The following is an 8939-nucleotide window of genomic DNA, read 5'->3' on the forward strand; positions in this document are numbered from 1 at the left end:
GCAGTACCCCACCAAGCCGCAGCTCACCGGTCCGACCGACGCTACCGCCAACCACCACCGTAGCAACCTACGGTGCAGGGCACGTAAGCCGTAACCCCAACCCCCGCCCGCGGGTTCGTAACCACTCAGCCTTCGCCCTAGCAATGGATTACCATGCAGTACCCCACTAAGACGCAGCTCGCCGGTCCAACCGACGCTGCCGCCCACCCACGCCTAGTCAACGGACATGCAACTGCGAAATATACCTATAGACAATCTATCTGGAGGTACTCCCATGACCTGGCTTGCCACTACCCAAACCATACTGTGTTTCATCCCCCTAGCCTACTTTGCGATACTCGACTACCGCACCATGAGCATCCCCGCCGCCCCGCTCGAAATCTGGTGCACCATCATCTGCCTGTACGGTGCCATCCGGGACTGGCACCTACTGGCCGTTGCAATCGCCGTCATGGTGGTCACCGGCGCCTTTGCCTGGTGTACCCGCGGCATGGGTAGCGCCGACGTGCTCGTCATTGGGGCATTAGCTGCCACCTTAGGCCTACTGCCTACATTGTGGGGCCTACTTCTCGCCTGCATGCTTGGCTGTTGCCATTGCCTATGCTCCCGTACACGCCGCATCCCCTTCGTCCCCGCGCTGTTCGTTGGGAACGCCGTCATCGCGGGACTGCCGCTCCTACACCTCACACTACCTGTAATTGGTGCATATACACTTGTCTTGCTTGGGTAAACATATTAAGATTAATTATACTGATACTCAGTGGGGCAAACCACCGCGCGGAGTGAATTCATAGCGACACGGAAGGGAAGCACCCTTATGGAAAAATATTACATCGTCGATAGCTCCATGCTACCCGACGTCATCGAAAAAGTTATCGCCGCCCGCACACTGTTAGAAAACGGCAGCGTGAAGCAGGTCAGTGAAGCCGTCAAGCAGGTCGGTATTAGTCGTGGTACATACTACAAGTACAAGGATCTGGTCTACGCTGCCGACTCGCAGCCCGCAACCCGGAAGGCCGTCATTTCGCTAATGCTACACCATTCGCGCGGCGTGCTGTCCGAGGTACTGGCCGCCCTCTCGCACGCAGAGGCCAACATCCTCACCATCAACCAAAACATCCCCATCCACGAATGGGCCAGTGTGACCATTTCCTTTGACGTCTCCAGTCTAACCGGGACTCTAGACGACCTCACCGCCGCGCTCAAATCACTGACCGGGGTGAGCGACGTCCGTCTGCTCGCCGTCGAATAGCAACAGTTAATCGTTTATATGTACAGCAAAGGGGCTGACCGCAACTATCGCGGTCAGCCCCTTTGTGCTTATTCGGTAACGCGGCTATCAGCCACGTCCTTACTTATCTGTGTCTTCATCCTGCGCATCGGACTGCTTCATCTGCTGTTCGATGTCGGAGATTGAGTAGACATTGTCGGAAACGGTCCCGACCGTCTTTGGTTCCTCGTGACGGTACGTGGCCATCCCAGTACCAGCAGGAATAATCTTCCCGATGATAACATTTTCCTTCAAACCAACCAGTGGGTCGTTCTTCCCGCGAATGGATGCATCGGTCAGAACACGCGTAGTTTCCTGGAATGATGCGGCGGACAGGAAGCTGTTCGTCTCCAGGGAAGCCTTCGTAATCCCCAACAGGACGGCACGACCAGTTGCTGGAATACCACCACTAACGATGGTGTCCTTGTTCTGGTCCTTGAAGTCGCCGATATCCAGCAAGGTACCCGGCAAAATGTCGGTGTCACCAGGGTCCAGCACGCGAATCTTGCGCAGCATTTGCCGCACCATTACTTCAACGTGCTTGTCCCCGATTTCAACCCCTTGCATACGGTAAACCTTCTGAACTTCACTGAGCAGGTAGTTTTCCGTACCCATTACGTCACTGACCTTGATCAGTTCCTTAGGGTCAATCGAACCACCAGTCAGACGGTCACCACGTTCAACGTGATCACCCTCAGCAACCGCCACGCTAGATGCGTAAGGTACATTGTACGTCCGTGTATCGGTCGTGCCCTGTACCGTGATCTCACGGGTGTGCTCTGCCGGGTTCTCGTCAATCGCAGTAATCTCACCAGTAACCTCGGTGATAACCGCAAGACCTTTAGGGTTACGTGCTTCAAAGATTTCCTGAACACGAGGCAGCCCTTGGGTGATATCTTCACCACCGGCAACACCACCAGTATGGAAGTTACGCATGGTCAGCTGCGTACCTGGTTCACCGATCGACTGAGCGGCAACGGTACCAACGGCTTCACCAACTTCAACTTCTTCACCGGTAGCCAAGTTACGACCGTAGCACTTCTGGCAGACACCATGACGGGTGTTGCAGCAGAAGACGGAACGAATTGTAACTTCCTCAACACCAGCGTCGACAACCTTCTGGGCGAGATCTTCGTCCATCAACGTCATCCGTGGCACGAGGATTTCGCCAGTCTGTGGGTCGCGAATGGTCTTCATGTTGTAACGACCAACCAGACGGTCGTACAGCGGTTCGATCATTTCGTTACCTTCAGTGATAGCCCGGACAACCAGACCGCGGTCAGTGCCACAGTCTTCTTCACGAACAATCACGTCCTGGGCAACATCGACCAGACGACGGGTCAGGTAACCAGAATCGGCAGTCTTCAGGGCGGTATCAGTCATACCTTTACGGGCACCATGAGTACTCATGAACATTTCCATGACGGACAGGCCTTCACGGAAGTTCGAGATAACTGGCACTTCCATCATCCCACCGTTAGGGGCGGCCATCAGACCACGCATACCGGCAAGCTGCGTAAAGTTAGAGATGTTACCACGGGCACCGGAATCACTCATCATGGAGATTGGGTTCTTCTGGTCAAAGTGTTCAATCAGCTTCTGCTGAACTTGGTCCTTAGCGTCGTTCCAGATGGAAATAACGCGTTCGTGACGTTCATCGTCAGTGATCAAACCACGACGGAACTGCTTGGAAACCATGTCAACCTGCTTGTGGGCAGCCTCAACAATGTCGGCCTTTTCAGGCAAATGCGGCACGTCGGCAACCCCAACGGTCAACCCAGACTTAGTGGCCTGCGTGTAACCAAGGGTCTTCATGTCATCCAGCAAGTCACTAGTCCGCTGCACCTTGTAAGTCTTGAAGACTTCCGCAATGATGTCGGACAAGAAGCCCTTCTTGAACGGACTAATTGGCTCTGCGTCGTCCAAGTACTCGTTAATGTCCTGACCTTCAGCCAGGAAGTACTGATCTGGAACACCGTTAACGATGTTGTCACGCGTTGGTTCGTTCAGGAATGGCAGGTCTTCGGGCATAATCTCGTTAAAGATCACCTTACCAACACTCGTCACCATAATCTTGCCACGCTGGTTGTCGCTGAACGGCTTGTTTGGCAGGCCTTCAGCTGACAGACCGATGCGGGTGTGCAAAGTAACGTCGCCGGCTTCGTGCGCCATGATTACTTCGGCAGGGTCCTTGAAGATCATGCCTTCGCCAACCATACCCTTCTCTTCAATCGTCAGGAAGTAGTTACCCAAAACGATATCTTGAGAAGGCGTAACGATTGGCTTACCGTCCTTAGGTGCCAGGATGTGGTGTGCAGCCAGCATCAGCATACGTGCTTCGGCCTGAGCTTCATCAGACAGCGGCACGTGGATAGCCATTTGGTCACCATCAAAGTCGGCGTTGTAGGCTTCACACACGATTGGGTGCAAACGCATAGCCTTACCGTCAACCAGAACGGGTTCGAACGCCTGAATACCCAAACGGTGCAAAGTAGGGGCACGGTTCAGCAGAACCGGACGTTCCTTGATGACGTCGGCGAGCACATCCCAGATGTCCTCATCCTGACGGTCAATCTTCCGGCGGGCATTCTTGATGTTGCTAGCCAATTCACGCTTAACCAGTTCACGCATGACGAACGGCTTGAAGAGCTCCAAGGCCATTTCACGTGGCAACCCACACTGGTAGAACTTCAGCGTTGGGCCAACGTCAATAACGGAACGGCCAGAGTAGTCAACACGCTTGCCGAGCAGGTTCTGACGGAACCGGCCCTGCTTACCTTTGAGCAGGTGAGACAAACTCTTCAACGGACGGTTACCAGGACCAGTCACCGGACGGCCACGACGACCGTTATCAATCAACGCGTCCACGGCTTCCTGCAACATCCGCTTTTCGTTCTGCACGATGATGTTTGGTGCCTTCAGGTCCAGCAACCGCTTGAGACGGTTGTTACGGTTAATGACACGACGGTACAAATCGTTCAGGTCGGAAGTGGCGAACCGGCCACCTTCCAACTGCACCATGGGCCGCAAGTCCGGTGGGATAACCGGAATCGTGTCCATAACCATCCACTCCGGCTTGTTGCCGGATTCCAGGAACGCATCCAGGATATCCAACCGGCGGATAGCACGGGTACGCTTCTGTCCGGTAGCAGACTTCAGGTTTTCTTTGAGGTTAGCAACTTCCTTTTGCAGGTCAACCTGCTCGAGCAGTTCCTTAACACCCTCAGCACCCATCTTGGCCACAAACTTACCGTTGTACTCCTCGTACTTTTCACGGAATTCGTTTTCGGTCAGCAGCTGCTTTTGTACCAGCGGCGTGTCCATTGGGTCGATCACGACGTAGGAAGCAAAGTAGATAACTTCTTCGAGGGACCGTGGGGACATGTCCAGCACCAAGCCCATCCGGCTAGGGATGCCCTTGAAGTACCAGATGTGTGATACGGGTGCAGCCAACTCAATGTGGCCCATCCGCTCGCGACGTACATTGGCGCGGGTTACTTCCACACCACAACGGTCACAGACGATGCCCTTGTACCGAATACCTTTGTACTTACCACAGGCACAGGTCCAGTCCTTCGTGGGGCCAAAGATACGTTCGTCGAACAGACCATCACGCTCTGGCTTCAACGTACGGTAGTTGATGGTTTCGGGCTTCTTTACTTCCCCATACGACCAGCTGCGAATCTTATCTGGCGATGCCAGGTTAACTTGCATGCTGTCAAACTTGTTGACGTCAATCACAGGGTACCCTCCTATTCGTTATCGTTTTGCTGTGCAGCCTTGGCTTCCGCCTCCGCTGCCTTCTTTTCTTCCTGCTGGGCCGCGAACTTGGCCAAAGCATCGGCAGAGCCGCCTTCGTCCTCGTCATCATCGAGGTCCCGCAGTTCAATTTCGTTCTTCTGGGTGTCGAGCACCTTCATGTCCAGACCCAGTGACTGCAATTCCTTCACCAGCACCCGGAAACTTTCAGGCACACCTGGATGTGGAATTGGTTCACCCTTCACGATGGCTTCGTACGTCTTCACACGACCCACAACGTCATCTGACTTGTACGTCAGAATTTCCTGCAGGGTGTAAGCAGCACCGTAAGCTTCGAGGGCCCAAACTTCCATTTCCCCGAAACGCTGGCCACCAAACTGAGCTTTACCACCCAGTGGCTGCTGCGTAACCAAGGAGTAAGGTCCAATGGAACGGGCGTGAATCTTGTCGTCAACCATGTGGGAGAGCTTCATGTAGTACATCACCCCAACGGCAACCCGCGTTTCGAACGGTTCACCGGTGCGGCCATCGTACAATACGCTCTTACCATCACTAGCCATGCCGGCTTCCTTGACGGTTGCCCACATGTCGTCTTCGGTGGCACCATCAAAGACTGGCGTTGCCACGTGGATGCCCAACTTACGTGCGGCCATCCCCAAGTGCAATTCGAGTACTTGCCCGATATTCATACGGGATGGCACACCCATTGGCGACAGGCAGATGTCAACTGGCGTACCGTCTGGCAAGTACGGCATGTCCTCTTCAGGAACGACGATGGACACGGTACCCTTGTTACCATGACGGCCGGCCATCTTGTCACCAACCTGAATCTTACGTTTCTGCGTGATGTAAACACGAACCATCATGTTCACACCCGGAGACAGTTCGTCGCCATCTTCACGGGTGAAGATCTTAACGTCCTGCACAATACCGCCACCACCATGAGGAACACGGAGGGAGGTATCACGAACTTCACGCGCCTTTTCACCAAAGATGGCGTGCAGCAGACGTTCCTCGGCGGACAGTTCCGTCACACCCTTAGGCGTAACTTTACCGACCAGGATGTCACCATCCTTAACCTCGGCACCAACACGCACGATACCGTCTTCGTCCAGGTCCTTCAACGCGTCATCACCGACGTTCGGGATTTCGCGCGTTACTTCCTCAGGTCCCAGCTTGGTGTCACGGGATTCTGATTCGTATTCCTCGATATGGATGGACGTGTAAATGTCTTCCTTAACGAGCCGCTCCGACATAACGATGGCGTCTTCGTAGTTGTACATGTTCCACGTCATGAAGGCGATGATTGGGTTCTGACCCAGAGCCAACTCGCCCTGATCCATTGCGGGACCATCGGCGATGATTTCACCCGCATCCACTTGGTCGCCCAAGCGCACGATTGGAATCTGGTTGTAGTTCTTGTTGGCGTTACTGCGACGGAACTTCATCAGACGGTAAACGTCCTGGGTGTCGTCCTGACGGCGAATCTTAATCACCTTGGCGTCAACGTATTCAACGCGACCTGGGTGCTTAGCTAGCAAAGCCGTACCGGAATCGTGCGCAGCTTTGTATTCCATCCCCGTAGCAACCAACGGTGCGTGTGGCCGAACCAGCGGCACGGCCTGACGCTGCATGTTGGCACCCATCAGGGCACGGTTGGAGTCGTCGTTTTCCAAGAAAGGAATGCAGGCCGTGGCAACGGCAACTACCTGCTTTGGCGAAACGTCCATGTAGTCGACCTTGTCTGGGCCGACTTCAATGTTGTCATCCTTGTGCCGGGCCAAAACGGTCGCGTCACGGAAAGTACCATCTTCGTTCAACACGGAGTTGGCTTGGGCAACAACAAAGTTATCTTCTTCGTCAGCAGTCAGGTAATCGATCTTGTCGGTAACCTTGTGTGACGTCCAGTCAACACGACGGTATGGGGTTTCAATGAAGCCATACCGGTTGACCACGGCGTAACTGGCCAGACTGTTGATCAAACCGATGTTAGGACCTTCTGGAGTTTCGATTGGACACATACGACCATAGTGGGTGTAGTGCACGTCTCGAACTTCATAACCAGCACGGTCACGAGTCAAACCACCAGGTCCCAAGGCGGACAAACGACGCTTGTGCGTCAATTCGCCCAGTGGGTTAGTCTGGTCCATGAATTGTGACAGCTGGGATGACCCAAAGAATTCCTTAATGGAAGCAACCACTGGCCGAATGTTAATCAGCTGTTGTGGTGTGACGGTCGAACTGTCCTGAATGGACATCCGTTCACGTACGACACGTTCCATCCGGGAAAGGCCAATCCGGAACTGGTTCTGCAGAAGCTCGCCGACCGAACGAATCCGACGGTTACCCAAGTGGTCAATGTCATCAGTGGAACCAATACCCTCTTGCAACAGCAAGAAGTAGTTCATGGAAGCCAAGATGTCAGCTGGCGTCAGGTGCTTCAGCATCTCGTCAATGTGACCATTACCAATCACGTTGACTTCTTTGTCTGGTGTGACCTGGGAGTACACCTTCACTACCTGCAAAGTAACGGGTTCTTGGAGCACCCCATCTTCGTTTGGCTGGTACGTGATGGTCTTGAAGTCTTCGCGGTCCAGGTATTCACCCAGCGTATCCATCATCTTGTGGTTAACGCGGTCACCCTTCTTGGCGATTACTTCACCAGTATCAGGGTCGGCCAGCGTTTCTGCCAGCGTCTGGCCCAACAGGCGGGACTTCAGGGAGAGTTTCTTGTTGACCTTGTAACGGCCCACACGCGCCATGTCGTAGCGCTTTGGGTCAAAGAAGCGTGCGTACAGCAAGGAACGACTGGAATCAGCCGTCTTTGGTTCACCTGGGCGTAAACGCTCGTAGATGTCCTTCAGGGCTTCGTCAGTCCGGGAGTCATCCGTGTTCTTGTGCACATCCTTCTCCAGGGTCAGCATCAACGAATCGCTGTCCCCGAACATGTCGATGATGTCCTGATCGGAGCCAAAGCCAAGTGCGCGCACCAGTTCAGTCAGCGGAATCTTCCGCGTCCGGTCAATCCGGACGTAGGCGATATCCTTGGCGTCAGTTTCGTATTCCAACCATGCACCACGGTTTGGAATAACGGTTGTACCCCAAGTTGTCCGGCTGTTTTTGTCAATTTCAGAGTTGAAGTACACCCCAGGGGAACGTACCAACTGCGAAACGATAACTCGCTCAGCACCGTTAATGATGAAGGTCCCTTGCTCAGTCATCAACGGGAAATCACCAAAGAAGACGTCTTGAGACTTGATTTCACCAGTTTCGTGGTTCGTCAAACGTAGCGTTACGTGCAACGGCGCGGAGTAGTTGGCGTCGTGCTGACGGGCTTCCTCCACCGTGTACTTTGGTTCTAGCAACTGGTAATCCACGTATTCCAGACTCAGGTTGCCCTGGAAGTCAGTGATCGGCATAATATCGTCGAACATTTCCTTCAGGCCTTCATCTAGGAACCACTGATAGGAATTCGACTGAATTTCAATCAGGTTTGGCAGGTCCAAAACTTCCTTAATTCGGGAGTATGACCGGCGCGTACGGTGCTTACCGTAGTTCACATTGTGTCCTAAGTGCTGCTCTGCCAAGTTGTTCACCCCTCTAATTTGTTGGCGGCAATCCATTGTAAAAAGAACGTAAAATTTATTAAGTTCAGATTACAACTGCTCCGGTTACGACGTTTCAGGCAAAAAAAAACCAAAAGCGGTAAGTTTAACGTTACCCCTTTTGACTTTCTCTACGGCATCGCGCGGACAATAGATCGCGCTTAGCCTTCTGCTTCGTAACCGAAATGCAACTGTGTTTAATATTATCAGCAAGTGTTGTCCGTGTCAATAGGTCGAACGCTGGACGCAGTGTGGCGCCCGGCCGCGTCGGTTGGACCGGTGAGCTGCGGCGTGTGGAGTGCTCC

4 protein-coding genes are annotated in these 8939 nt (G+C 53.6%); 2 read left to right on the forward strand and 2 right to left on the reverse strand.

The window, feature by feature from the left end:
• Window positions 1–274: 274 nt before the first annotated feature.
• Both LPA02S_RS09400 and LPA02S_RS09405 read left to right on the forward strand, forming a co-directional pair.
• Window positions 275–730 (forward strand): prepilin peptidase, encoded by a 456-nt coding sequence (locus LPA02S_RS09400; RefSeq protein ID WP_056956659.1) that lies wholly within the window; start codon window positions 275–277, stop codon window positions 728–730.
• Window positions 731–817: 87 nt separating this feature from the next.
• On the forward strand, window positions 818–1252 hold the full coding sequence (locus tag LPA02S_RS09405) for an ACT domain-containing protein (RefSeq protein WP_056956660.1): 435 nt from the start codon (window positions 818–820) through the stop codon (window positions 1250–1252).
• A gap of 99 nt (window positions 1253–1351) precedes the next feature.
• Here the strand turns inward: LPA02S_RS09405 and rpoC are convergent, their stop codons facing one another.
• Window positions 1352–5011, reverse strand: coding sequence for a DNA-directed RNA polymerase subunit beta' (rpoC, locus tag LPA02S_RS09410; RefSeq protein WP_056956661.1), 3660 nt, complete (start codon window positions 5009–5011; stop codon window positions 1352–1354).
• An 11-nt stretch (window positions 5012–5022) separates the two neighbouring features.
• A complete protein-coding gene (gene rpoB, locus LPA02S_RS09415) occupies window positions 5023–8652 on the reverse strand; it encodes a DNA-directed RNA polymerase subunit beta (protein ID WP_082607885.1) in 3630 nt (1209 codons plus the stop codon).
• Window positions 8653–8939: the final 287 nt, after the last annotated feature.

It is taken from the genome of Lacticaseibacillus pantheris DSM 15945 = JCM 12539 = NBRC 106106 (assembly GCF_001591865.1).
Taxonomy (GTDB): Bacteria; Bacillota; Bacilli; order Lactobacillales; family Lactobacillaceae; genus Lacticaseibacillus; species Lacticaseibacillus pantheris.

Bases quoted from the DNA above. Each gene is read 5' to 3' on its own strand.
- LPA02S_RS09400 (WP_056956659.1), top strand. From the start codon at position 275: ATGACCTGGCTTGCCACTACCCAAACCATACTGTGTTTCATCCCCCTA.
- rpoB (WP_082607885.1), bottom strand. From the start codon at position 8,652: ATGGATTGCCGCCAACAAATTAGAGGGGTGAACAACTTGGCAGAGCAG.
- LPA02S_RS09405 (WP_056956660.1), top strand. From the start codon at position 818: ATGGAAAAATATTACATCGTCGATAGCTCCATGCTACCCGACGTCATC.